The organism is Gillisia marina (assembly GCF_000258765.1).
Lineage (GTDB): Bacteria > Bacteroidota > Bacteroidia > Flavobacteriales > Flavobacteriaceae > Gillisia > Gillisia marina.
The window spans coordinates 1-26,074 of the sequence record NZ_AJLT01000031.1 but is presented as its reverse complement, the minus strand read 5'-3'; the positions used below and the strand labels follow the sequence as shown (position 1 = coordinate 26,074).

Genomic DNA, 26,074 nt, shown 5'->3' with positions numbered 1-26,074 from the left:
AAACATCTCGACTTCGCTATTAGATTAGCTTTATTATATTTAATGAGATGCTGAAACATGTTCAGCATGACGGTAATTCTCATAACTATCCTCGTCACCCTGAACTTGTTTCAGGGTCTACAATATGTAAATAAAAACACGTCAATCTTTGCCAAGTCGAAGGATAAAAAGCATCTCGACTACTTTCGATTTGATATTAAGAATTATACTTTCAGTTAAACAATATGCACTTTTAAGATAATTAAATGGCTTATTGATTAAACGCTTTTTACATTTACTAGTCTAAAGAGTAATTAAAAGTCAATAATGCGCAAAATCATTCTTTCCATTCTTGGAGTCGTCCTTGTAGTAGTCGCTATTTTTGTTGCCAAAGCAATTATAGAAAGTAATACAAAGGAGAGGCCTCCCGCCAAAAAAGTTATTAAGACGGTTTATGTACAAACGGTGAATAATGGGACGGTTCCTATTGTTATTCCTGCAAACGGTACTGTTACCGCTTTGCAAAAAACAACTCTTTTTTCTGAAGTAGAGGGGATTTTTAGGAGTAGTTCCAAACCTTTTAGACCGGGACAAGAATATTCCAGAGGACAATTGCTTTTAAGAATTGATGCTGCGGAATTTGCCGCAAATGTGCGAGCCTCTAAAAGTGAACTTTATAATATGATTGCCGCGGTCATGCCGGATCTCCGCTTGGATTATCCCAATGATTTTCCAAAATGGGAAGCTTATTTAAATAGCTTCGACGTTAATAAAAATTTAGCTCCGTTACCAAAACCTTCTTCAGATCAGGAAAATTATTTTATTTCAGGTAGGGGAATTATTTCTGGATATTATAATATTAAGAATCAGGAAACCAGACTTAATAAATTCAATATTGTAGCTCCGTATAACGGAGTGCTTACAGAAGCGCTTGTTACAGAAGGTTCTTTAGTAAGACCGGGGCAGAAGCTGGGTGAATTTATAGATCCTTCGGAATATGAATTAGAAGTTGCAATTAGAAAATCCTTTAGTGATTTATTAAAAGTGGGCGAAAAAGTAGCCTTAAAGAATCTTGAAGGTACTCAAGAGTTTCTAGGGGAAGTAAGTAGGGTAAATAGCAAAATAGATGCTAACTCTCAAACGGTACAGGTTTTTATAAAGATTAAAGATGCTAAGGTAAAAGAAGGAATGTATTTGGAGGCTAGCTTGGAGGCTAGAAATATTGAAGATGCACTATCCATCCCAAGGAATCTATTAGTAGATCAAAATAAAGTATATATCGTTGAAGATAACACGTTGCAGTTAGCAGAAATTGATGCAGTACATTTTTCATCGGAATCTGTAGTTATTACAGGTCTCGAGAATGGTGTAAAATTAATTTCGGCACCGGTTCCGGGAGCTTTTGTTGGAATGCCGGTGGAAATAAGTGATAATACAAGTCTAGCCAAAACCAACTAGTTGTGAGAAAAATACTTAGTTATTTTATAAAATATGAGGTTGCGGTAAATGTCTTGATTTTCGCCTTCGTTATCTTTGGATTGATTGGGGTTTTCAATATGAAATCTTCCTTCTTCCCGCTGGTAGACTCTAAGATTATCACCATAAATGTTGCATATCCGGGTTCTTCTCCGGAGGAAATAGAAGAAGGGATTATCCTTAAAATCGAAGATAATTTAAAAGGCTTGGTTGGGATAGACCGAGTAACTTCCACTGCTCGAGAAAGTGGCGGATCTATCACTGTAGAAATCGAAAAAGGAGAAAATATTGATGCTTTGCTGGCTGAAGTTAAGAATGCAGTAGACCGTGTTCCAAATTTTCCGTCGGGAATGGAACCTTTGGTAGTTGCAAAACAGGAGCAAATTAGGCCAACCATCAGTTTTGCAGTAAGTGGAGAAAATATTCCTTTAGCCACATTAAAACAAATTAGTCAGCAAATAGAAAATGATCTTAGGGCGATAGATGGAATTTCTCAAATTACTATTTCAGGGTATCCCGCTGAGGAAATTGAAATAGCCGTTAGCCAAGAAGATCTTTTAGCGTATAATCTTTCTTTTGAAGAAGTTGCAGCTACGGTTGCAAACGCTAATATTCTTTCCACCGGAGGAACTATTAAGACCAATGCAGAAGATTATTTAATAAGAGCCAATAATAGATCTTATTATGGCGATGCCTTAAACGATCTTGTAGTAAGGGCTAGTGCTTCGGGACAAATAGTTCGCTTGGGGGATATCGCAGAAATTAAAGATCGATTTTCTGAAACTCCTAATGCTTCTTATTTCAACGGAAACAATTCAGTAAATATTCAAGTAAGCAATACGAATAGCGAAGATCTTGTGTCTACTGCAGAAAAGGTTCGTGAATATGTAGAAGATTTTAATGAGAAAAACACAAACATTCGATTAGATGTGGTGAGTGATTCTTCAATAACCTTGAATCAAAGAACATTGCTGTTGCTTGAAAACGGCTTTATCGGGATTCTATTAGTGTTGTTCTTTTTATCATTTTTCCTGAATACCAGACTGGCATTTTGGGTAGCTTTTGGCTTGCCAGTAGCATTCTTGGGAATGTTCATATTTGCGCAACAATTCGGAGTTACCATCAATGTTTTATCTCTGTTCGGGATGATCATCGTTATCGGGATCTTGGTGGATGATGGAATCGTTATTTCAGAAAACATCTATCAGCATTACGAAATGGGTAAATCCCCTGTGAGGGCTGCAATAGATGGTACTATGGAAGTGGTTCCTCCAATTGTTTCAGCAATAATTACGACCATTCTGGCTTTTGGAACTTTCTTATTTCTGGATAGTAGGATCGGTGAGTTTTTTGGCGAGGTCTCCACGGTCGTTATTCTAACATTAACCATTTCCTTGGTAGAAGCTTTAATTATTTTACCGGCGCATATAGCACATTCTAAGGCATTAAAAAGGGATTCAGACAATGGAACCGAGAAGAAAAAAGGACTGGCCAAGGTTTTTGATAAGCTGAGAGGCTTTAATAGAACAGGTGATAAAATCATGTCTTATTTAAGAGATAAAGCCTATAGTCCTGTTCTAAAGTTTGCTTTAAAGCAAAAGGTATTAAGTTTTTCTATTTTATTGGTGTTCCTAATTCTAACTATTGGCGCGATAGGAGGAGGTTGGATACGAGTTACTTTATTCCCTAGTATTGCCAGTGATCAAGTTTCCATAGACCTTTTAATGGCAGAGGGTACTAATCCTGCAAAAACCGATTCTATTATCAGCATGGTAGAGGCGGCTGCATGGAGAGTTAATGAAGATTATACGGCCAAGCAAACCGGAAACAAACAAGTTGTAGAAAATATAATAAAGCGAGTTGGGCCGGGTAATAACAAGGCTTCTTTACAAGTAAATCTATTGCCGGGAGAGGAACGAGATTTTGGCTCGCCAGAAATAACCAACTCTATAAGAGAAGAGGTAGGGCCGGTGTTTGGAGTGGAAAGCCTCACCTTTGGATCTGGAGGAAATTTTGGAGGAAGTCCAGTTTCAGTATCCTTATTAGGGAATAATATTTCTGAATTGGAGGCTGCAAAGGAGGAGCTTAAGACCATTTTAGAGAATAATTCTTTATTGAAAGATGTTACCGATAGCGACCCGAAAGGAATTAAGGAAATAGATATCAAACTGAAAGATAACGCATATGCTTTAGGATTGGATCTAAATAGCGTGATGCGCCAAATTAGAAATGCATTTTTTGGGACTCAAGCCCAACGTTTCCAACGCGGACAAGATGAAATTAGGGTATGGGTGCGGTACGATTTGGAAGCGAGATCGTCTATCACTCAATTAGATGATTATAGATTGATAACTCCTTCAGGAAATCGCGTTCCTTTTAGGGAGATAGCCACATATGAGATCGTTCGAGGAACCGAATCTATTAGCCATTTGGATGGAAAAAGAGAAATTCGTGTTACTGCAGATATGGAAGATCCCAATGGTTCTGCTACCGATATTTTACAGGATATTCAGGATAACATAATGCCGGATCTTCTCACACAATATCCATCTCTATCTGTTTCTTACGAAGGTCAGAATCGGGAAGCGAGTAAGTTGAGTAGTTCTGCGAAAAAAGTATTACCAATTGTATTATTTCTTATTTATGCAACTATTGCATTTACTTTCAGAAGTTACAGTCAGCCATTATTATTAATGCTTATGATCCCGTTTAGTGTAATTGGAGTTGCATGGGGCCACTGGATTCATGGGTTCCCAATAAATGTCCTTTCGGCACTCGGGATTATTGCGCTCATAGGGATCATGGTGAATGATGGGTTGGTGTTCATAGGGAAGTTCAATAGCTTTTTAGTGAAAGGTATGAAGTTCGATGAAGCGCTTTATGAAGCTGGACGTGCCAGGTTTAGAGCGATATTTTTAACATCCATAACTACTATTGCGGGATTAGCTCCTTTAATTTTCGAAAAAAGTAGGCAGGCACAGTTCTTAAAACCTATGGCAATTTCTATTGCATATGGAATTGGAATTGCAACGGTATTAACATTGTTGTTGTTGCCTTTATTTCTCTCTATTAGTAATAATATTAAAGTTGGCAGTATTTGGTTAGCAACTGGAAAAAAAGTTGATAATGAACAAGTTGAAAGAGCTATTAAGGAACAAAAAGAAAAAGAGGTTCATGAAATACATCAATAATTCGCTATTAATTTTTTTGATATTTTTCTGCGGAAAAAGTTTTGGACAAACCACTGTGCTTACTAAAGATGAAGCGATCACAAAAACTTTAGAAAACAATTACGGCATTCAGCGTTCTCAAAACTTAATTGAAATTGCCGATAATAATCAGGGTCTTTTGAATTCCGGATATTTGCCAAGTATTACTGCAAACGCAGGAACCAATTACAATATTGAAAATATCGAAGCTCAGTTTCAAGATGGCGAAGCTCGTATTTTAAATGGAGCCGAGACCAAACGCTACAATGCCTCACTTAACGTAAATTACACCTTATTTGATGGTCTGGGGAGATTATATAATTACAGACAGTTAAAAGAGCAGTATAGGTTAACAGAGCTAGAAGCAAGAGAAACCATTGAAAATACGATTTTACAATTGTTAAGTGTTTATTTTGAAGTAGCTCGTTTAACTGAGAATGTGAGTGTTTTAAATGAAACATTGGAAATCTCCAAACAACGAATTACAAGAGCTCAATATCAATTTGACTACGGGCAAACTTCAAGATTGGGGATATTGAATGCTGAGGTTGATGTGAATAATGATAGCATTACATTATTAAATACCAAACAGCAATTAGAAAACACGAAAAGAGATCTTCTTGTACTATTAAACGAACCGGAAAAGGAGCTTAGAGATATATCGATTGATACTACGATAAATTTCTTATCTGAAATTGAACTGGAGGAGTTTATAAAAACATCTAATCTAAATAATGTTAGTCTCTTACAGGCAGAAAGCAATTTGTTGATATCAGACTACGATATTAAGGTGAGTAAATCGGGATATCTTCCTACTGTTGGCCTTACCGGTTCTTATGGGTGGAATAATAGCGATCTTCCATCTACATCTTTTGTACAAACTAATACTACCAAAGGGTATTCTGCAGGATTAAACTTGAGTTGGAGCCTGTTTGATGGAGGGCGAACCATTACCAATGTAAAAAATGCCAAAATCAGACTGGAAAATCAGGAGTTTTTAAAAGAACAAATAATTTTAGAAGTGCAGCGCGATATCGCAAACTCTTGGGGGAATTACCAAAACAAGCGGTATATTTATGAAGTTCAGGAAAAGAATGTCTTGACTAATGAAGATAATTTTAATAGATCTCAAGAGCAGTTTAAACTTGGGCAAATTTCTTCCATAGAGTTCCGTCAGGCTCAAATTAATTTGCTTAATGCTAAAACAAATAAGAACTTAGCTAAATATGATGCTAAATTCGCTGAGCTTCAGGTATTGCAATTAACCGGGCAACTTCTTAATTTAGATTTTTAGAGAATCAATCGTAATCAAAACTACAAAATGCTCGAACACGAATTTCAATGTCCATATTGCTGGGAGAGTATCACGATGCTATTAGACACTTCGGTATCAAAGCAAACGTATATAGAAGATTGCGAGATCTGCTGCAACCCAATCGAAATCACTCCTGTCTTTTCTGAAAATGAATTAGAATCTTTTCAAGCTGTAGATATTGAGCAATAGTTAATTTTTTTGGCGATTTAGGGCTTATTCCGTTATATTTTAGTTAGATTGATGGAAATTTATAATTAATTGTTATGATCTCTACTTTCGAACTTGCCAATCATGTAGTTGGACTTATAATAGATAGAGATATTGAGGAAGGAAATCTTGAAGATGTTCATGAAATTATTTTAGATAGAATTTCTGAATTTGGTAAAATCAATATTTTTTGTGAAATCACCAAAGAAAAACATATTGCATTTAAGTGTTTGATGGAAGAGTTAAAATTTAAATATGAAAACTCTCAAAGTATTGATAAACTAGCGATAGTTACTGATCTTACTTGGTTAAGAGCTGTAATGAATGTCGATGATCTTATAGGCCATACCAAGATGCGTTCTTTTGAAATAAAAAATCGTATAAAAGCAATCCAATGGATTTCTGATTAAACTTTTTTATATTTTAAATTTATAAAATGATATCAAGCTTTAAATTTTCTAAAAATGTTGTTGGATTTTTGATAGATTCAGAAGTGAACTCTAAACTAATAGAAGAGCTTCATGAAGCTATAAATAATAAATTACAGGAGAATGAAACTATAAATTTGTTCATAGAAATCAAGCAGGGAAATAAAATTTCTTTCTCTGCACTTATGAAAGACTTAAAATTTAAGAAAGAACATGCACAGCAATTTGGGAAAATTGTTGTAGTAACAGACCTAAATTGGTTTCAGAATGTAATGGAAATCAAAGACTTGCTAATGGATGCCGAAGTTAGAGGTTTTGAACCTAAATATAGGATGAAAGCAATGAGTTGGATTGCTGAATAATTTTTTAAAAAATCCTTTGTGTAAGTAGAAAACCGTTGTATATTTGCCATCCGATAGCGCAGCAATGATGGATTAAGAAGAGCTGAAGAATCGAATAAATTGACATTTTGAAATCACGATATATCGCGGGATAGAGCAGTAGGTAGCTCGTCGGGCTCATAACCCGAAGGTCACTGGTTCGAGTCCAGTTCCCGCTACTAGGAAAACCCTTTCAGGAAACTGAGAGGGTTTTTTCGTTTCTAAAGGTTGCTGCTTCATTCAACATTTCGAGTATGTACGTAAAACTGAAACAGGTAATTTAATCCTCTTAAGATTTGAGAATTATGAATATCAATTTTAAGGAATAGAATCCTTTCGGCATTGAATCCTAATGCAAAAGGTTGATTAATTAGGACTTTATTTACGACTTCAAATGAAAGAATAATACTTCCGGTATCCATAATAAAAAAGTGAAAAGGATAATGAATATACCCCATTTTGGGTATTTTATATTTTAATTGATAAACTTACTTTAGTTTCTAATTAATTTGATGATTGGTGATTTTTAAATTTTTCAATGTAGGGTAGAAATATTTGAGTCTTTACCAACAAAACATTATCAAATTAATACTAAAACCTTTCAGTCCGCTGAAAGGTTTTTATCTTTTATATACATTGTATAGCTCACTTCATCTACCGTTTATACACTTCATAATAACTCATTCTCAAATGATTTTATTAGCTTTAAGTAGTTAACTAATCAGTATGGAAATAGAGATCACAGAATTCTTGATTAAAAGTTTAGTTGCAATCATATCTGGTGCTTGCATGGGTGTCGAGCGTAAATTCAAAGATAAACCTGCGGGCTTAAAAACCTATACCCTCGTTTCTCTTGGAGCTGCGGTTTACATTATTATTTCTTTAGTGTTTGAATCTGCAGATAGTACAGATATGACTCGTATTGTTGGGCAAGTTGTAGTAGGCGTAGGTTTTTTGGGAGCAGGTGTGATACTTCAGGACGGCAAAAAGACTAAGGTAAAAGGTCTCGCTACAGCAGCTACTATTTGGTGCAGCGCGGCGGCGGGTTGCTTAGCAGGATTTGGTCTTTATCTTCCTTTGTTATTTTTTACAATATTTGTAGTTGCAATTAATTTAGTGTTTGGATATTTGAATGAAAAAGTGAAAAATCAATTAAATACAGATTAAAAATTAGGATTAAAATAATATTCGATAGATGTACGATAAGAATGAATTTATAGATCAGAATATAAATATTACAATTCCGGTTATAATAGGCTATTCCGTTTTAGACAAATATTTAAGGGAGAAATTAATTGGAGAAGTAATAAGCAAGGAAAACAAGGAGGGTGAAAAATCTAACTATGCTCGGATTTTAGATATCACTATAGAAAAAAGCCATTTGGAAGGTTATGACCTGCTTTTGAATATAAGCTTGCAAACACTAACAAGTTTATTTAAAAACAGGGAGGTAAAGATATTTTTTCATGCTGCTTTAGAATTAAATAAAGAACTTCAACATATTTCTCTTAGAGAATTTGAAATAGATGGAAAAACAAAAAACTGGTTTACCGATAAGTTATTGGAAACTGTGGTAAACAATTGGATGTATGAAAAGCTTAAAAAGAAAATGAATTACAATCTAATGCCACATATAGAAGAGAAGGTTGGAGCAATTAATACAAAACTGGAAAATAAATTAGAGGCGAAAGAAGGCGTACATCTAATAGGTGCCTTAGAGAAAGTAGAAATTTCTAAGCTTAGGGCCGGAGAAAAAGAGCTTTGGATTTCTGTATCGGTATTTGGAACTGGACTTTTGGAACTGGAAAAAATTGATTTGTAAATGGTAAAATAATTAGAACAGATACTACTTATTCCATATCAAAAGCATTCACGTACATTATTACATCTGCCAAAGATTTTATTTCGAGTTTGTTTTTAATGTTTTTCCAATGCGTACGGAGGGTTTGAACTGAAATAAATAATTCATCCGCAACTTCCTGTTGTCGCATTCCTTTAGAAAAAACTACCAGAATTTCTTTCTCCCGTTTAGTTAGTTGAGTAAACTTGGAGATGTTAGTTTTAATAAAATTATTTTCATCTATAAGAGTACCAAAAGATCTAATAGTGTTGGAGATATCACCGGAGGGTCTTTTTATCTTTATGATGGAATTTCCATCTTCATCTACACCCTCAAAAAGTATATCAATTTTATTGGTAGTTATGGGTTTTTGTTTGGTTTCAGTTATCCAAATTCTGGCCTCTTTTTCGGTAGCAAAGTGCAAGGGCGAGATAATGGATTTTGCTTCCTTAAATAAGTTCATGACACTTAAATGCACCAATACATCCTTGCCAACTACAAAGGCAACTTTCCTGTTGCCATAAGCGACGCAGGGAATGTTCACATGTTCTTCGATCCAATTATCTACTTCTGCATTAAGAGGTAGGCAAAAGTTTTCTTGAAGCCACAGTGCATTTGCGGGTTTATATTTTTTATAGAAAGAAGTGAAGATGAGTAATTCATTTTTTAAATCGTTATAAGTTTCGGGTGAAGTTTTCCAGAATAGTACGAAAGAGTTGGTCTCTTTTTCAAAATGTATTGTTAGAAGGTCACTTTCGTTGATTTTAATCATTTTGTTATTTTCCATTTATATCTAAACTATCGAATAAATAGTTAATCCCAAGCGGTTATAATTAATTGTAATAATAGAATTGCTAAGCTCTACAATATCTGTAAAAGAAGCACTTTTAAATATAGATATTTTCATTTCATTTAAATTTTTTTTATAACGATCACTATAAAATAAATGATTTACAAAACGTTATACTTTTTATAAAAAGTTGATATGAGTCATCGAATTTCATAAATTTAGTTTCAACTAAAATTTAATTATGGGAAAATTTGAAATCAAAAAAGACAAAGCAGGTGAATTTCGTTTCAATCTGAAATCAAGTAACGGGCAGGTAATTTTAAGTAGTGAAGGTTACAAGGCCAAATCATCTTGTATGGATGGAATAGAATCTGTTAGAAAAAATTCGCAAAACGATTCTAATTTCGATAGAAAAAATGCTGATGGAAATTACCGTTTTAATTTAAAATCTACCAATAGTCAAATTATAGGTACAAGTGAATCTTATACTACTGCAGCAGCTAGAGATAATGGAGTCGAGTCGGTAAAATCAAATGCTCCAAACGCAACTGTAGAAGACAATAGCTAGTATTAAATGAAAAAATATTGGGAGCCGCTTTAATTAAGCGGTTTTTTTATGTGAAAAAGTACTAGAATCTTAATTAGGATGGTTAATAACCTTTTGATAAATCGATTTTAATTCTCTTCTAAACAAGTATTTATATCTAGTCTTATCATTAAATTGTTGGTATTAACAACATAAAATATTTAAGATTTGGGGCATTCTAAATTGAAAATATTTCTTGCCGGTTCACTTATTTTATTGGGGAATATGCTAAGTGAATGTATTGCGCAGGAAGTACCAGGAATTGAAAAACTTACCGAAGTGAACGGTAGTTTTCAGCAGATAAATGAAATTCAACAAGATAGCATTGGTAATCTTTGGATTGCTTCAGACGATCATGTGCAGCGCTATAATTCCTTCTTTTCAGAATTTTATTCGCAGTTTAAAGGCATGCCAGACAATATCGGGAAGATTAATACACTTTTCATAGATTCCCAAAATCGTATTTGGACTGGTACAGAAAATGGTCTTTATCGTTTTAATCCTGAGAAAAATACGTTTGTTATTATCCCTTCAGAAAGAGCCAATACAAAAACGAACGTGCAGCAGATTGCAGAAGATGAATTCGGCAAAATTTGGGTAGGTTCTAATAGTGGGATATGGAACTACACTAGAAATCTATTAGTACTTATTTCCCCATTTCCTTCCAAACAATCTGTGAACGACCTAGCTCCAGTGAATGGTAGAATAGTATTTGGAACTTCAAAAGGATTGTTCAGCTTAAACAAGAATAGCGGGCAGTATAAAAAGATCCCACTTTTAAGCTATAAAGATTTTAATATTCGAAGTATCCTCTTTACCGGAGAATATTACTTGATTGGAACACAAGAAAACGGACTTTATAAAACCGATAACAATTTTAGCAATCCGGAAAAAATATACAGCCTTCCATATTCAACCCAAAAAGTGCCTATTGCAGATATTTCTCTAGATAAGGCTGGAAATGTTTATTTGGCTTCTAAGGGGGATGGATTATTGATCTTGAATAAAAATTTAAAACTAGCTTCTCATTATTTGCAGCAAGAAAACAATAATTTATCCTTGTCTGATAATAGCTTGAATGGTTTGTTTTTGGATAAATACAATACACTTTGGGTTTCTACGGAATCCGGACAGATAAACTCCATCAACTTAAAGCAGAATAATTTCGAATTTTTGCGTCACGATCCTAAAAAGTATAGCAGTCTTGCCGATAATTTTACTACTGCCATAGAAGAAGACAAAAATGGGAATGTTTGGTTTGGAACGCGCCAAGGATTGAGTGTGTGGAACAGAAGTTCAGATTCTTGGCAGCATCTAAAAAACCTTTCATTTAAATACCAAAGCAATATTCCGGATATTATTCGTGATCTTCAGGCAGACGATATGCATATGTGGGTGGCAACTTTTAATGACGGTGTTTATAAGATCAATATCAATACGTTTTTGAGAGCGCAATATTCTACAGATGCTTTAAATAAAACAGGGCTTCAAAAAGTGAACGCCTTGTTGGTAGATATAAATAAAAACGTCTGGGCTGGGGGAGAAGACGGAAATCTAACTCGAATTAGCCCAAATAACGAGATTAAAAGTTTTTCGCTGCGAGGAGTTAGCGCGATGGCTCAATTGGCCAACGGAGATATCTTAGCAGCTGGTAAAAATGGAGTATTTAATATCCATACAGGAGCAAATACGTTTCAACCAATCAAAAAACTAGATCCTAACACCAAAAATCTTCCATATTTCAATATCAATTCGATTAGTGAAACATTAGCCGGAGAAATAGTTTTGGCGACAGAAGGTGCAGGGATTGTGGTTTACGATCCCGATGCCGGCTCGGTAAAGGTTATAAATTTGAAATCGGGATTGCCTTCCAATAGAATTCAAGGTTTACTGATTTATGGTAGAAATGAAGTTTGGGCTGGAACCAACAAGGGCCTTGTGAATTTTGTGATTGAAGATGAACCTACGATTCGGGTTTTCGATAAAGATGACGGCTTGCTAAGTGCCGTTTTTACGAGAGGGAGTTTTGCGCAATTAGATAACAAATTAGCATTTGGAACCTTAAAAGGGGTAAGTGTTTTTAATCCAAATAAATTAAAAAGCAAACCCGAAACCGTTCCAAATATTTTGTTCGGATCTTTAAAGGTTAGATCTAAAGAAGACGGAACAAAATCTTTGGCAAATTTTAATTCTGGAAAGAAATTGAAATTAGAGACAGATCAGAACTCTTTTCACATAAAATTCTATGGAATGACTCCCGGAGATTATTCTCAATTGGCTTATTCATGGAAGTTGGAAGGATTAGATTCAGGCTGGTCTGAGCCAAGTATTCAAAATGAAGCGAATTATGCCAATCTCGCTCCCGGCAATTACACTTTCTTAGTGAGAGCTAAAAAAGCAAATGGACCATGGAGTGCAGTGAAAGAAGTTTCTATGGATATCGCGTCACCTTGGTGGGCATCTACAGGAGCTTATTTACTCTACGGAATTTTATTGCTCGCACTTATTGGAATTCCATTTTATCTATTCAGAATTCATAAAAAGAAAGAAAATAAGGCTGCGAGGTCTAAATTTTATAGTGGCTTATATCAGGAGATTGGGACTCCGCTTACTATTTTGTTGACATCATTAGATACAATTGCTGAGGAAGATTCTAAAACAAAACATAGATTAAAAAAATACTGTAAATAGATTGAAAGAATTACTGGAGCCTATTTTAAACTTTCAACCTTCTAAATTCAGAAAAGTAAATGCTACTCCAGTAATTTCTAAAATTTCATTGAATAATTATTTTGAAGAACTGGTAAAAGATTTCAACCCGCTATTGCGTCAAAAGGAATTGGAAATCATAGTAAACAATCAGTGGAATCAGGAATTCTTTTATTATGATGCCGATAATTTAAATAAGATTTTTTTCAACCTAATTTCTAGTGCTATTAAATATTCTTTTGATGAAGGTAAAATAATCATCAACCTAATTAGTACGAATAATGGAGACCTTAAGATACAGGTGGCAGATAATGGTTTGGGATTGCCAAGAGGAGATCAAAAGGTGATTAAGGAATACTATAGAAGTACCCGAAGTGGGGTTGTGGCCGAAAATTCTGAGCATATTAACTTATTATATGTAAAAGACTTTATAGATAAATTGGGTGGCACTATAGTTTTTGAGAGTAGTAAAAATCAAGGCACTACCTTTACGTTGATCCTTAAAAATCATATTAAAAACGAGATAAATGAGGCTTCTAAAACTGAAGTTATACAGGAAGAACAGATAGAGAAAATAGTACTCAAAAATGAGCCGGAATTAAAAATAATTAGAACTCCTAAGTCAATTAAAGTTGAAGAAAAACTTGGTGTTGAGGAAATTGTTCCGAAGGAGATAACATTTAAAAATGAGATCACTACAGAAGAAATTAGGATTTTAATTGTAGAAGATAATGATGAACTTAGAAAAGTGTTTGTTCAGTCTTTTAAGAAACTTGGAGAAGTGTTCGATGCCAAAAACGGTCTAGAGGCCTATGAGATTGCTAGTAGAATAATTCCAAATGCTATTCTAACCGACTTTGATATGCCGGGAATGGATGGGATGACACTTTTTAATGCTATTCAAGAAAATGAAGATTTGCAAAATATCCCTGTGTTTGTTATGATTTCTGATGAAGATCGTGCACAAATCCCTTCTGAAAATCTATCCGCATCCCTTCAATTAATCTCAAAACCCGTACATCTAGATGACTTGTTGAGAAATCTTGGAGAGAAATTGAATGCTTCAGATTCTCAGCCATTTGTTAACACAAAACTAAGTGAGCGCAATAGTAATTTGCTCAAAGGTGGTTTGGACGATAAATTTATCGCCAATTTGGAAGCGCTTATCATGCAAAATATTCATGATAGCAGTTTTACGGTAGAAGATTTAAGCAGTGCAATAGGAATGTCTAGTAATTCTTTCTATTTAAAATTGAAAAAACTAAACGGACTTACCCCGCTTGATTTTATTACTAAAACAAAATTAGTATATGCCAAATCGCTTATTGATAATGGAGAGTCAGATCTTTCAGAAGTTGCCAGACAAGCTGGTTTTCAGAATAAAGATATTTTCTTTTCGTGCTTTAAAAAGCATTTTGGAATTATGCCTGGAACAATTATGGAAAAGAATAAACCAACGGAATAGGTGTTATTCTCGAAATAAATTTTTCTCCTTAATGATTTTGGTGGTATTTTCCGGCAACATATGTTCCCAGCCGGATTTACCATCTAAAATCATTTGATAAACCTCTCTGGAATTAATATCTAGTATGGAAGGATCGTAATCGGTGATGTCTACAACTTTGCCATTGTCCTTAAAAAACTTGTAAAGTTCTTTCATTCTTGGATGCACTTTCAAGTTTTCACTATTCGTTATTTCACCTGTCTCCGGATTTTTAAGAGGATACAAATAAACCTTTAAATCCTTGAAAAATAATTTTCCGAATGCTTCCAAAATTCCCCCGCTAAGATGCCTATAATATTTTTCATCAAAAATTTCTATAAAAGTGTTAACTCCCATAGTAAGGCCCATACGTTCTGAGGTATGTTGTGCAAAGTATTCCACTACTTTATAATATTCTTGAAAGTTGGAAATCATTACCGTTTGACCGAGCGCGCCAAGTAATTTGGCCCTATCCATAAAATCCTTTTCATCTATTTCGCCCTCTGCGCGTAGATTTGATAATGTCATTTCAAAGATTACCACTGCTTTTTGCTCGTCTACCTTCTTTTCATTTAGGAAAAGCTTCAACGATTTTTCATACATGCTCATATTCACCTTAGTTACCGGCCTAAAACTACCACGAAGGGTTAGAATATTGCGTTTGTAAAGAACATTCGCAGGAAGTACATTGTGCCCATCTGGTGCAAACATTACGGCATCTGTCATTCCGTTTTTAACCAATTGCAAACTTATTAGCCTGTTATCTACATTTTCAAATACAGGACCGGTAAAATTAATGGTATCAATTTCAATCTGGTCTTTATCCAACTGATCATAAAGATGGATTAGCAGATTTTTTGGATCGTCATGTAGATAATAAGCGCCGTGAATTAAATTCACTCCCATCGTTCCAATAGTTATTTGCTGAAGTACAGCCAAGGTTTCATGAAACTGTACGTGCAAAATGATCTCGCTATATTCCTCTTCCGGTTGCGTTTGAAACCGAATACCCATCCAACCATGCCCTTTGTATTTTTTAGCAAAGTCTATAGTGGTTACGGTATTTGCATAGCTAAAGAAAAGTTTGTCCGGATGCTTTTCTCTGGAGATTCTGCCTTCAATAAGACCAGTTTCGTAGGAAAGAATGCTTTTCAAGCGACTTTCAGTAACATATCTGCGGTCATCTTCAATCCCATAGATCGCATCACTAAAATCCTTGTCGTAAGCACTTATTGTCTTAGCAATAGTACCCGAAGCATCCCCAACTCTAAAAAAATTACGCACCGTTTCTTGGCCCGCCCCAATTTCAGCGAAAGTACCATAGATATTTTCGTTTAAATTTATCCGGAGACATTTGTTCTCTATAGAAAGCGTGCTTTCGAGCTCTTTATCACCTTTAACGCTAACAGGCATATATTTTAAATTTAGAATTGGCAATCTAAATTTAAGAATATTCTAGCTCTTAAGCGATGGTTTTAAAGATGGGTTTAACATTAAAAAGTCTCTCAAAAATTAATTCAAGAGACTTTTTAAATATAATATCAGGTATTTAGACCTTGTCTACTGCTACTTTATAGCTTGGATCTTCTATAATATTAACGTCGATAATTGCTTCCGCATTTTTTAAAAGTAGAATACAATCCTTGCTTAAATGTCTTAAATGTACTTTTTTTTCCGGCTTTATGATAACGTTGAGTTACTACATTTAAGGCTTCAATTGCCGACATATCAGAAACGCGACAATCCTTAAAATCTATTATTACTTCATCCGGATCGTTTGCCACATCAAATTTTTCAATAAATGCAGTAGTAGAGGCAAAAAATAACGGGCCATAGATTTCATAATGTTTTACTCCATTCTCATCAATATATTTTCTTGCTCTAATCCTTTTAGCACTTTCCCAAGCAAAAAATAAGGCAGAAAGAATTACCCCAACTAAAACAGCTAATGCTAAATTATGAAGGATCACTGTGATTGCAGCAACAACTATAACAAGGAAAATATCTTTTTTAGGTACTCGGTTGATGATCTTGAAACTAGCCCATTCAAACGTCCCAATGGCAACCATAATCATAACCCCTACGAGTGCAGCCATAGGCAATTGCTCGATAATTGGAGCTCCAAATAAAATAATTACAAGAATTGTTAGAGAAGCAATAATCCCTGCCAAACGTGCTCTCGAACCAGCTGATAGGTTCACTAAAGTTTGAGCAATCATTGGGCAACCTCCCATTCCAAAGAAAAAACCATTTAAAATATTAGAACTTCCTTGGGCAATACATTCTCTATTTCCATTTCCCTTAGTTTCTGTGATTTCATCTACTAAATTTAAAGTTAGTAAGCCTTCGGTTAAACCTACTGCAGCCATGATCATAGAATATGGTGCGATCAATTTTAAGGTTTCCCAATTAATAGGAATCTCAGGGATATGAAAAGGAGGAAAACCACCACTAACAGAGGCAATGTCTTCTACTGTTTTTGTGTCTATTCCTAAAAAATATACCAATATAAATATTACAATAATTGCAACTAAGGATGAAGGAACCGCTTTTGTTACTTTAGGCAACAACACAACAATTGCAATGGTTAAGGCTACTAACCCGGCCATAATGTATAAAGGACTTCCGGAAAGCCAAGCAATATCGCCATTTATTACAGTTTTAAACTGATCTAATTGCGACATAAATATGATGATCGCCAATCCATTTACGAAACCGAACATTACAGGATGAGGTACCAATCTTATAAATTTTCCTAATTTAAAAACCCCGACTAAAATTTGAAATACTCCGGCTAAGGCAACCGCTGCCAATACATATTCCAAGCCATCAGAATTCATTAAAGCGATTAGTACAATAACCGTTGCTCCGGCTCCTCCGGAGATCATTCCCGGCCTTCCACCAAATATTGCAGTAACCAATCCTGCAATAAAAGAGGCGTATAAACCCATTAATGGTGGGAATCCGGCTAGGATAGCAAAGGATAATGATTCCGGGATCATAGTCATTGCGACAGTCAAGCCAGCAAGAACCTCGGTCTTGTAATTTACTTTTTGCGAAAAATCGAAAAGGTTAAAAATTTTTGTCATTAAATATGTCTAAAACTATAAGCAAGTTGTGCTAATTGAATATTTTAATTTTTTTTTCTTTGGATTTCAACTAATCACTTTAAAATTAAAAGCTTAGCTCAAAAAACACCTAAGAGCGTGCAAAAATATCGATTTTAATTTGAAACCTACTTGGAAAGCTATTTTAAATCTACAGTGTTGGGTTTTTCTTATCTATTTTATACGGTATTCTTTTTATCACATCGAGCGTCCCGAAAATTATTGGGAGAGATGTCTTTATTATGAAGAATTGAATACTTCGAGATTCTTCATTACGCTTTCCTCATTCAGAAAGATGTTTTTTTGTCATCTCGACATAGGGAGGGATCTCTTTTTTTAACAAACTGCTGGTGTATTATAATTTTTGATCTCTATACACTTACAATTTCCAATAGTCTGGATGTCATCCTGAGCCTGTCGAAGGATCTTAGTTATGTGAATTTGTATATCCGAGATGCTTGCTAGATGCAATTTTGATTGCCACGAATGCACAAATATTTCATTTGATATATCACTTCGAGCGGCCCTATAATTATCGGGAAAGAATTCTTTAATGTAATTGTTTTGAGATTCTTCATTAAGCTTTGCTTCATTTAAAATGACATTTTTTTGAAAAATTCCCCAAAAGTTAGAATCCTATAAAAAGTTAGGAATGGCTTATTAAATGAAATATCTTTGCCAAAATTCTTTCTTATGGCACATAAAGCCGGTTTTGTAAATATTATTGGAAATCCAAACGTTGGTAAATCCACCTTAATGAATGCTTTTGTAGGTGAAAGATTATCCATTATCACTTCTAAAGCACAAACTACCAGACACCGTATTTTGGGGATTGTTAATGGCGAAGATTTTCAGGCGATCTTAAGTGATACTCCTGGAATTATTAAACCAGCATATGATTTACAACAATCTATGATGGATTTTGTAAAGTCTGCTTTTGAAGATGCAGATATTCTTATCTATATGGTTGAGATTGGCGAGCAGGAATTAAAGGATGAAGCTTTTTTTAGAAAAATTACAAATGCCACCATTCCGGTTTTATTATTGCTTAATAAGATAGATATTTCCAACCAGGGCGTACTAGAAGAACAAGTTGCACACTGGAGTGAAAAAGTTCCAAATGCTGAAATATATCCTATTTCTGCCCTCCAAGGATTTAATGTGGCGCAGGTTTTTAATCGTGTAGTAGAATTGCTTCCGGAATCTCCTGCCTTTTATCCGAAAGATACTTTAACAGATAAACCAGAACGTTTCTTTGTGAACGAGATCATTCGTGAGAAGATCTTAATGCATTACAAAAAGGAAATCCCTTATTCTGTAGAAATAGATACTGAGGAGTTTTTTGAAGATGAAGAAATTATTAGAATGCGTAGTATCATCATGGTAGAGCGCGAAACTCAAAAAGGAATTATTATTGGTCATAAGGGAACTGCGCTTAAAAGAGTAGGAGTAGAGGCCCGTAAAGATTTGGAAAAATTCTTCGGTAAACAAGTACACTTAGAGTTGTATGTTAAAGTGAATAAGAATTGGCGTAACGATTCTAAGCAACTTAAGAGATTCGGGTATAATAAGAAGTAATTATGAATTACAACATATAAAAAAAAAGCCTCAATAATTTAAACTATTGAGGCTTTTATTTTTATTAATAACGCATTTTGGCGAATAAATTCGCTTTTCAGCTAATACTTGTAGGATTTAATTCCTACAAGTATTAGCTTTTATTAGTGAAAATCAGAGTGTTAATATTTTTCTTCCTACAAAAAAAAGGGAATTTTCCCCTGACTCTTTACTCATCTACTAACTTGCTTTAACATATATTTGTCAATAATTTATAATAATTTTAAGTTAAAACATAAATTATCATCATTTTGAGTGGTGGAAATTAATGTTTTAATATTTATTCCCCCAGAGTAATGACAGCTGCCAAATTCAATAAAGTAATTAAGCATATCAATAATCGTTTAAAGGCAGAGAGAACCTTTTCTAAACATTTTATATCATTCGAGACTTATCTAAGTCGATTCCCAAAAACTATTTTTTCATCATTTAATTCTTCCAGTAAGAAAAATCCTTTTTCTAAGGTTCTTTTTACGGGCATATATTCCAATTCTTTAATTACAAATTTCGCCTAACCCATTTCTCATGAAACAAAACTACTTTTTAAAAATCTCCTGTATTTTTTTCTTGCTGTTTTTTAGCAGTAATTTAAATGCACAAATTAACGGAACCAATCCTACCTTTATCAGAAATTATTTTCCCACGCAAGGTAGTTGGGTTTCAGACCCTTTAGAAACCAATGGGGCAGGTTTAATTTGGGTGATCCCTTCTAATCAAGATGATAATGTATATGAATATGCATCTATTGGAGATTTAACTTCTAATAACATTCGTACTACCTACAACTTGCCTACTCGGTTTTTGGGTACAGGTCATGTTGTTTATGGAGGTAACTTATATTACAATAAGGCGGGATCCTTTAACATAGTTAAATACAATTTAGCAACTAGGACTATTGTTATGGAGGCCCCTATAATAAATGCGGGTAATTATCCTTATCAATGGGGTGGTGGTTCCTTCTTCGACTTTGCTGTAGATGAAAATGGCTTATGGGTGCTTTATTCTACCGCTGCTAATTCTGGAAAATTAGTAGTTAGTAAATTAGATCCTTCAACGCTTCTTCCAACATCTACTTGGAACACAAATTCTGAACCTAAAAATCAAATGGGGGATGCATTTATTATTGATGGGGTGGTTTATTGTATAGACTCATTTAATAATCCAAGTCAAACTATAAATTATACGTATGATACCAATACTTCTACAGGTGCTCCAGCAGCAATCCCATGGGTTTTAGGAGCGTCATCATATATGACTAGCGCTCAATATAATCATAAAGAGGGTTTAATATATGTTTGGAATAATGCCAGACTCTTTACCTATGATGCTTCAGGCCCTTGCGCAGATGATACAGATCCACCTTTTGCAGTAGCACAGGATATCACAGTTGAGTTAGATAATAATGGAGAGGTAATTATTAACCCTAATGAAGTAGATTTTGGCTCTAACGATACATGTAGTGATGTTGTTTTAAGTTTAGATAAGGACACTTTTGATTGTTCAAATGTAGGACCGAATGAGGTGATTTTAACTGTAACCGATGCAAGCAATAATAAATCTACTGCAACCGCTACAGTAACTATTAAAGATGCTTCGGCACCTACTGCTGAATTTATTGTACCATCCAATCCTAACGTTTTCACTCTTTTAGGTCGAACTACAACCCTTAATAATATTAATCTTGCAGGAAGTGGATCCAATGTCGCTACAGTGACTCCTGGCTCGAGTGTAAATATTAGTTTTAATAGATCGACAGTTAATAATGGAGATTCATGTCCTGGATGCATAACACAGCATTACATTGGAATTGCGGGAGGTATTTTACCAGCTCAATGTTTGTTTAGTGATAATGGAAATACCTCTGCGAATCACTCATTTAGTTTTACAGCACCAACACTCCTGGGATATATTATATTACGAGAACCGGATCTTGGGAATTCAGCTGTGTAAATGCAGCTATTCCGACTAATCCTTTGGCCTCTATTGCTGTACTTCTGGTAGGAGAATCAGCTTCATATCCTAATAGTTTAACTGCTAATAGTTCATCTGGAGAATGTGGAACAATAGTAAATATTCCAGAGCCCACAGGTTCAGATGATTGCTCTGGTGCAACAGTAACGTTGATTGATGGGATTCCTTCTGGATCATTATTTCCAGTTGGGACAACTACAAATATCTATGAAGTTACTAATGGATCTGGAATTACTACTAGAATAAGTTTTGATATTACAGTTATAGACATCGAAGACCCAGTGATTGCTTGTCCTGCAAATATTACACAAGATAATGATACTGGGAACTGTGGAGCTATTGTAAATTATGAAACTCCATTAGGTACAGATAACTGTAGTGGTGTAACTACAGTGCAAACAGCGGGACTTGCTTCCGGGGAATTGTTCCCTGTAGGAACTACTACTAACACCTTTGTTACCACAGATGCCGCTGGAAAAACGGCCACCTGTTCTTTCGATATAATTGTAAAAGATACAGAAGCCCCTCAAATAACTTGTCCTGCAAGTATTACACAAAATAATGATCCCGGAATATGTGGAGCGGTGGTTAATTATGAGATTCCAACAGTAACAGATAATTGTAATAATAATTTGGGTATTCTTACATCAGGTATTTCAACATTACAACTTGAATCTGTATCTAGTGCAAGTGGTATTCCTTCTGCAATAAGTTATAATCCTGGATTAGTTAGATATTATAGCGTAAACGCTGGTAACCAAAATTTTTCAATAAGTTGTTATGATGGCACTACTGGAGCATTTATAAGCACCACCACTGCAGGATTTGATTATAGAGGAAGTTGGTGGAACCCATTTACAAATCAATCTGAAGGAAATGGTTTTAGTAGCGGAGGAATTATTGTTACAAATTTGGACGGAGATTGTCCGGATGGTACGGTAACTAGTCTTTTACCTGCAAATCAACCGAATAGGCAATCTAATGGAGATTTTAATTATGATACTAATGAAATTGTTTATTATAATTCAGGAAGAATAACTCGAGTAGATAGAACCACCGGAACAACCCTTGGAACTATAACTTTATCAGCTACTCCAGAAAGCACGAATTATGCATTATATTCCATAGGTTACACAGGTGTAGAGAGGCTTGAATATGCACTTTTTGATAAATCTACGGATTCTGTTCATTTATATAATCTAGAAGGAGAGTTTCAAGGAACAAGTTCAATAGGAATATCATCAAACGATTTCAATTTTAGTTATGAAAATGGACTGGCTTGGATTTATAATGGTGGAAAATGGAACGGATTTAAAATTTTAGATTTTTCTATTTCAATAGTTCAAACTGCAGGTTTGCCAAGCGGAAGTGAATTCCCAGTAGGGACAACAACTAATACTTTTGAAGCAACAGATTCCAGTGGTAATAAATCTGCTTGTAGTTTTGATGTTACTGTAAAGGATGCAGAAGCTCCTCAAATCACATGTCCTAATAGTATAGTAACAGATACAGATCCTGGAACTTGTACAGCAAGAGTAACTTTTTCAAACCCTCCAATCGTGGTGGATAATTGTGTGGTAGAAACCACTCAAACAGCAGGTTTACCTAGTGGAAGTAACTTCCCTGTGGGAGAAAACTTTGTAGAATTCACTACTACAGATGGTACTTTTACCGAGACATGTTCTTTTACAATTACAGTAGAGGACAAGGTGTTACCGGAAGCAATCGCTCAAGACTTAACAATAGCGCTTGATGCAAATGGTACTGCAACTATTACAGCAGTAGAGATAAATAATGGATCTAATGATAATTGTGGAATTAAGTCCATAAGTGTTTCACCAAGCAGCTTCACATGTGCAGATGTTGGTGCCAATACAGTTACTTTAACGGTTATTGATAATAACGACAATATATCTTCTACCACTTCAACAGTAACTGTAGAAGATAATATTGCTCCTACAGCAATTGCTCAAGATATAATATTAGAATTAGATGAAGATGGCAATGTTAGTATACAAGCCAGTGATTTAGATGGTGGGAGTACAGATAATTGTTCTGGTGGATCACTGGTATTGATAGCTGGATCTCCATATGATGAGTTTTTAAATTATTTGGATCCGTCTACATATGCGTCAGTTAGTCCTCCAATTTCTATAACTGTTGGGGGAAATCCGGTAAATGGATTAAACGGTATGGATAGAAGTCCTATAAATAATGAAGTTTACATTGTTGTAAAACCATCTGGCGGCGGAAGAAGATTAGCTACATTAGACCCGCTTACAGGTGTTGCTACTATTATTGGAAGTAATTTTTCTGAAAATTTTGCAAGCATTACTTTCGATTCTGTTGGAAATCTTTTCGGAGTAACAGGGGATGGATCTTCTACATCAGAATCATTATTTTCTATAAATCCTAGTACAGGTGCAATTACCTACTTAACAGGGTTAGGAGCTGGAAGTGATGGTGAAGCTATTGCTTTTAATCCGGATGACGGGCTTATATATCACTGGTCTGGAAGAGATTCTAATTTTGCATTCGAAAGTATTGATCCTGTAACATTAGTAATAACTTCAATACCGGTATCTGGATATTTGACAGACGAAATTCTTGGAGCACAATACTTGGGTAATGGTGAATTTATTTTAGCTAATCTTGACCAAGAATTTGTAACAATGACGACAACTGGATTCTCCACACAATTAGGAGACACTGCTCCTAATTATTATAAAGGCATGGAGTATGCTAGCTAGGAGGTCCGGAAAACATAATATTTACTGTTAGTCAAACAGAATTTTCTTGTGAAGATGTAGGGGTAAATAGTATTATTTTAACCGTAACCGATGGAAGTGGAAACAAATCTAACGCAACCGCATCAGTAACTATAGAAGACAATATCGCTCCTACGGCCATAGCTAAAGATATCACTGTTCAATTAAATGAAAATGGGGTAGCAACAATTACCCCAGCAATGATCGACAATGGTTCTTCCGATGCTTGTGGAGTAGTTACCTTAAGTCTGGACAAAACAGAATTTACATGTGAGGACATTGGGAATAGTCAATCTGATTTCACATTAATTGCCGCAGATAATAATGGTAATTTTTATGAGGTAGATGTTTTAACCGGTGCTGCTAACATTTTAGGTTCGCTTAATGGAGCTTGTGGGCGTGGAGTTAATGCAATTGCATTTAATGAACAAAATGGAAGAGCTTTTGCTCAATCCCCTAATGGATGTTTTGAGTTTTTTGAATTCGACCCGGAAACTTTGGAAGTTCTTAATTCCTTTGAAACAAATGATGTTCCTGCCTCATTAGAATTTGTAAATGGAGTTTTATATGGTTCGGGAATTCTTTCAGGGGAACTCTTAACTATAAATCCAGATACTGCTGAAATGACAACCATAGGAAGTCATGATGATTCAAATGGGTTATGGATGAATGGAATGGCCTATGATGCCATTTCTAATAAAATGTATGGTGTTCGTGGTGGAGGCGGTATAACAGAATTATATTCTATCGATCTAATTACTGGACAGGCTACAATTATTGGTAATTGTGGTGTTAGTTTAGGTAGTATTCACTTTGATACTGAGGGAAATCTATATGGAGGAGGCGGTCAAAATCCAGCTAGAGGAAATATTTATAAATTAAATGTTGCCACTGGAGAAGCTACTTTAATAGGACCAAATGGAATTCCAGGTCCAGTCGTTGTAAATGCTATGATGAGTTATAATGGTACTAGTAGTAATCAAGTATTGGTAACTTTAGCAGTGACTGATACCAACGGAAATAAATCTACAGCTACTTCAAAAGTTACAGTTGTAGATAATACGAATCCAACAGCCATCGCTCAGGAAGTGACTATTTTCTTAGATGAGAATGGAACTGCTTCTACTACTGCAGAAGCGGTGAATAATGGTTCTTTTGACAATTGTGAGATTGCAAGCCTAAGCCTAAGCAAAACGGACTTTGATTGTTCAAATGTTGGAGACAACACGGTTACCTTGACGGTTACTGATGTTAATGACAACGTTTCTACAACTGAAGCTAATGTGATAGTTGTAGATAATACGAATCCAACAGCCATCGCTCAAGAAGTGACTATTTTCTTAGATGAGAATGGAACTGCTTCTACAACTGCAGAAGCGGTGAATAATGGTTCTTTTGACAATTGTGAGATTGCAAGCCTGAGCCTGAGCAAAACGGACTTTGATTGTTCTAATGTTGGAGACAACACGGTTATCTTGACGGTTACAGATGTTAATGACAACGTTTCTACAACTGAAGCTAATGTGATAGTTGTTGATAATACGAATCCAACAGCCATCGCTCAAGAAGTGACTATTTTCTTAGATGAGAATGGAACTGCTTCTACTACTGCAGAAGCGGTGAATAATGGTTCTTTTGACAATTGTGAGATTGCAAGCCTGAGTCTAAGCAAAACGGACTTTGATTGTTCAAATGTTGGAGACAACACGGTTACTTTGACGGTGATCGATACCAATGGAAATGAGTCGACTACGACTTCAACAGTAACTGTAGAAGACAATGTGGCTCCGGTAACAATTGCGCAAGACATCACCGTTCAGTTAGATGAGAACGGAACTGCAACTATCACTGCAGAGGATATAGATAACAATTCTTTTGATGCTTGTGGAATAGCTTCTATGAGCGTATCACCAGATAGTTTCACATGTGCTGAAATTGGAGACAACACAGTTACTTTAACGGTTACTGATGTTAACGGAAATGAGTCTACTACGACTTCAATTGTAACCGTAGAAGATTCCATCAAACCAATTCCTTCCACTGCAACTTTCCCTGAGATCACTGCTGAATGCGAAGTAGTAGAAGCAGATGTTACTATTCCAACCGCTACCGATAATTGTGGTGGTGTGGTGAGTGTTTCAAACGATGTGACTTTCCCAATTACAGCGCAAGGACTTACGGTAATTACCTGGAGCTTTGAAGATGTAAA

17 protein-coding genes, 1 tRNA gene and 2 pseudogenes are annotated in these 26,074 nt (G+C 35.1%); 16 read left to right on the top strand and 4 right to left on the bottom strand.

The window, feature by feature from the left end; all coding sequences use genetic code 11:
• Positions 1-306 precede the first annotated feature (306 nt).
• From ON07_RS09115 to ON07_RS09090, 7 genes are all read left to right on the top strand, one after another.
• Positions 307-1,437, top strand: a complete 1,131-nt coding sequence (locus ON07_RS09115; protein ID WP_010230355.1) for an efflux RND transporter periplasmic adaptor subunit — start codon at positions 307-309, stop codon at positions 1,435-1,437.
• A gap of 2 nt (positions 1,438-1,439) precedes the next feature.
• Positions 1,440-4,646, top strand: a complete 3,207-nt coding sequence (locus ON07_RS09110; RefSeq protein ID WP_010230351.1) for an efflux RND transporter permease subunit — start codon at positions 1,440-1,442, stop codon at positions 4,644-4,646.
• Positions 4,630-5,958: a TolC family protein gene (locus ON07_RS09105; RefSeq protein ID WP_010230348.1), complete on the top strand. Its 1,329-nt coding sequence runs from the start codon at positions 4,630-4,632 to the stop codon at positions 5,956-5,958. The genes ON07_RS09110 and ON07_RS09105 overlap by 17 nt, the downstream gene beginning before the upstream one ends.
• Positions 5,959-5,985: 27 nt before the next feature.
• Positions 5,986-6,168, top strand: a complete 183-nt coding sequence (locus ON07_RS16270) for a CPXCG motif-containing cysteine-rich protein (RefSeq protein WP_010230345.1) — start codon at positions 5,986-5,988, stop codon at positions 6,166-6,168.
• Positions 6,169-6,242: 74 nt separating this feature from the next.
• Positions 6,243-6,596 carry a SpoIIAA family protein gene (locus ON07_RS09100; RefSeq protein WP_010230342.1) on the top strand — a complete coding sequence of 118 codons (354 nt, stop codon included), beginning with the start codon at positions 6,243-6,245 and terminating at the stop codon, positions 6,594-6,596.
• A 26-nt stretch (positions 6,597-6,622) separates the two neighbouring features.
• Positions 6,623-6,976 (top strand): SpoIIAA family protein, encoded by a 354-nt coding sequence (locus ON07_RS09095; RefSeq protein WP_010230338.1) that lies wholly within the window; start codon positions 6,623-6,625, stop codon positions 6,974-6,976.
• A gap of 124 nt (positions 6,977-7,100) precedes the next feature.
• Positions 7,101-7,173, top strand: a tRNA-Met gene (locus tag ON07_RS09090).
• 57 nt (positions 7,174-7,230) lie between these two features.
• Here the strand turns inward: ON07_RS09090 and ON07_RS09085 are convergent.
• Positions 7,231-7,452 (bottom strand): hypothetical protein, encoded by a 222-nt coding sequence (locus ON07_RS09085; protein WP_010230335.1) that lies wholly within the window; start codon positions 7,450-7,452, stop codon positions 7,231-7,233.
• A gap of 268 nt (positions 7,453-7,720) precedes the next feature.
• Between ON07_RS09085 and ON07_RS09080 the strand changes: the two genes are divergently transcribed.
• Positions 7,721-8,161, top strand: a complete 441-nt coding sequence (locus tag ON07_RS09080; protein ID WP_010230333.1) for an MgtC/SapB family protein — start codon at positions 7,721-7,723, stop codon at positions 8,159-8,161.
• A gap of 28 nt (positions 8,162-8,189) precedes the next feature.
• Positions 8,190-8,816, top strand: a complete 627-nt coding sequence (locus tag ON07_RS09075) for a DUF4403 family protein (protein WP_010230331.1) — start codon at positions 8,190-8,192, stop codon at positions 8,814-8,816.
• 28 nt (positions 8,817-8,844) lie between these two features.
• Here ON07_RS09075 and ON07_RS15985 read toward each other — a convergent pair whose 3' ends face one another.
• Entirely contained in the window at positions 8,845-9,606 is a 762-nt protein-coding gene (locus ON07_RS15985; protein ID WP_162097762.1) for a response regulator transcription factor, read from the bottom strand.
• A 259-nt stretch (positions 9,607-9,865) separates the two neighbouring features.
• Here ON07_RS15985 and ON07_RS09065 point away from each other — a divergent pair, with 259 nt between their 5' ends.
• The 3 genes from ON07_RS09065 to ON07_RS09055 all read left to right on the top strand — a co-directional run bounded on the left by ON07_RS09065 (position 9,866) and on the right by ON07_RS09055 (position 14,384).
• Positions 9,866-10,192, top strand: a complete 327-nt coding sequence (locus ON07_RS09065; protein WP_010230329.1) for a YegP family protein — start codon at positions 9,866-9,868, stop codon at positions 10,190-10,192.
• Between the two features lie 186 nt (positions 10,193-10,378).
• A complete protein-coding gene (locus ON07_RS09060; RefSeq protein ID WP_010230328.1) occupies positions 10,379-12,901 on the top strand; it encodes a ligand-binding sensor domain-containing protein in 2,523 nt (840 codons plus the stop codon).
• 1 nt (position 12,902) lies between these two features.
• On the top strand, positions 12,903-14,384 hold the full coding sequence (locus ON07_RS09055) for an ATP-binding protein (protein ID WP_010230327.1): 1,482 nt from the start codon (positions 12,903-12,905) through the stop codon (positions 14,382-14,384).
• Positions 14,385-14,387: 3 nt separating this feature from the next.
• On the opposite strand, the gene ON07_RS09050 is transcribed toward ON07_RS09055, so the two are convergent.
• The gene (locus ON07_RS09050; protein WP_010230326.1) at positions 14,388-15,815 is read right to left on the bottom strand and encodes a hypothetical protein; all 1,428 of its coding nucleotides are present in this window, start codon (positions 15,813-15,815) and stop codon (positions 14,388-14,390) included.
• Between the two features lie 136 nt (positions 15,816-15,951).
• Positions 15,952-17,491 (bottom strand): annotated as a pseudogene (locus tag ON07_RS15070) (SulP family inorganic anion transporter).
• 711 nt (positions 17,492-18,202) lie between these two features.
• Between ON07_RS15070 and era the strand changes: the two are divergent.
• The 4 genes and pseudogenes from era to ON07_RS09025 all read left to right on the top strand — a co-directional run.
• The gene (gene era, locus ON07_RS09040; RefSeq protein ID WP_010230324.1) at positions 18,203-19,087 is read left to right on the top strand and encodes a GTPase Era; all 885 of its coding nucleotides are present in this window, start codon (positions 18,203-18,205) and stop codon (positions 19,085-19,087) included.
• A 564-nt stretch (positions 19,088-19,651) separates the two neighbouring features.
• A complete protein-coding gene (locus tag ON07_RS09035) occupies positions 19,652-21,076 on the top strand; it encodes an olfactomedin domain-containing protein (RefSeq protein WP_010230323.1) in 1,425 nt (474 codons plus the stop codon).
• A gap of 23 nt (positions 21,077-21,099) precedes the next feature.
• Positions 21,100-23,847, top strand: a complete 2,748-nt coding sequence (locus ON07_RS09030) for an HYR domain-containing protein (protein WP_010230322.1) — start codon at positions 21,100-21,102, stop codon at positions 23,845-23,847.
• Positions 23,848-24,065: 218 nt separating this feature from the next.
• Positions 24,066-26,074 (top strand): annotated as a pseudogene (locus ON07_RS09025) (hypothetical protein); the annotation flags it as partial.